Raw genomic sequence first — 1,665 nt, forward strand, 5'->3', positions numbered from 1 at the left:
GTGTTGCGCACGGCCTGGCTGAAGTTGGGGTCCTGCGACAGTGCCCGGTAGTTGTCCAGGCCCACCCAGCGGCTGGGCGTGACCAGGTCGTTGGCCTGGAAGGACAGCAGCAGCGACCAGATGACCGGCAGGACGCTCAGGCCCAGGATGACCAGGACCGCGGGGGAGACGAACGCCCAGGCGGTGGCGGTCTCGCTGCGGCGCCGGCGGCGCAGGGCGCGGCGGCCCGCGGGGTCCGGGGGCAGGGTCAGGGGGCGGGGAAGGGATGGCATGGCGGTGTCCTCAGCGTCCTTGGTGTCCTCGGTGGCCTTGGCGTCCTTGGCGTCCTTGGTGTCCTGGGTGCCCTGGGTGTCCGCGGTGTCGTCAACGCGGGATCAGTAGGGCGGCGTTGGCCTCTTGGGCGCAGGAGCGCACGGCGTCGGCGGGGCTCTTGCGGCCCAGCAGCACGGCGACGACCGCCTGCCCCAGGGACTGGGAGATACGGGGGTAGGCCGGGTGCACGGGCCGCACCCGCGCGGAGGTGAGGGCCTTGGTGAACACCGGCAGGCCGGGCATCTGCTCGGCGTGTTCGCGCCAGGCCGGGCGGTCCTGGCTGCGGCGGCTCAGCGGCAGGCTGCCCGCCTCCACGGCCCAGCGGCTGTCCTGGGCGGGCTGGTTGAGCCAGGTCACAAAGGTGCGGGCGGCCTTGGTGCGGGCGGGGCCGTTGTCGAAGACCGTCCAGGTGTCGGGGCCCGAGATGGTCACCGGGCGGCGGCTGAAGCTGGGCAGCGGCACCACGTGGTAGTCGATCTTCGCCTGGGTGATGTCGGGCAGCTGCCAGGGCCCGGTGGGCACCATGCCCATCCGGTTGGAGAGGAAGACCTGGTACATCTGCTCGCTGCCCGGCTTGGGGTCGATGTAGACGCTCTTGTCGCGCGCCAGGTCCGCTACGACCTCCAGGGCGCGTACGCCTTCCTCGGCGAAGCCGATGCTGTGCCCGTCGTCGCCGATCACGTCGCCGCCCAGGTCCCACACCATGGGCCACATCCGCCACACGGTGTCCTCGTCGCCGGTGCCGGGCCAGCCGGTGCCGAAGCGCCCTTGGGAGGCGTCGGTCAGGCGCCGCGCGGTGTCGGTGAACTCCTGCCAGGTCCAGCCGGGTCCGGGCAGTTCGATCCCGGCCTCGGCGAACAGCTTCTTGTTGCAGACCACGGCCAGGCAGTCCAGGACCGCGGGCACCGCCCGGATCTGCCCGTTGATCGTGACGGCCTCCCTGGCGGGCGCCCAGAAGTTGCGCCAGGGCGTGGGCCCTTGCTTCACGTGCGAGGTCAGGTCGACGACCTCGGGGCTGCGGGCGACGCTGGCCAGGTCGGAGCCGAAGACGTAGGCGATGTCGGGGTAGGAGCCCGCGGCGAGCGCGGCGGTGACCTTCTGGAGCATGGCGTCGGCCAGCACGCCGCCGCCCATGTCGACGCGGATGTCGGGATGGGCCCGCTGGAACCGCTCGACCAGCCCCTTGATGACCTTGGCGGCGGAGTCCGTCTGGCCGTGCCACAGCTGGATGGTCACCCGTCCGTCGGGGCCGACCCCGTCGGCGGGCCCGGTGCCGCAGCCCGCGAGCGCGCCGCCGCCCGCCGCCAGCGCCGCCGCGCCGCCCGCGCCGCGCAGGACATTGCGCCGCGAGAA

Annotated in this window: 1 protein-coding gene and 1 pseudogene; both read right to left on the reverse strand. The window is 73.0% G+C overall.

Annotated features, from left to right (window positions below; genetic code table 11):
- Nucleotides 1-272, reverse strand: a pseudogene (locus tag ACQKIP_RS46860) (sugar ABC transporter permease); the annotation flags it as partial.
- A gap of 91 nt (nt 273-363) precedes the next feature.
- On the reverse strand, nt 364-1,665 hold a 1,302-nt coding region (locus ACQKIP_RS46865), incomplete at its 5' end, for an ABC transporter substrate-binding protein (RefSeq protein WP_427745807.1).

Origin of the sequence: Streptomyces sp. NPDC059900 (assembly GCF_050270335.1) — a bacterium.
Taxonomy (GTDB): Bacteria; Actinomycetota; Actinomycetes; order Streptomycetales; family Streptomycetaceae; genus Streptomyces.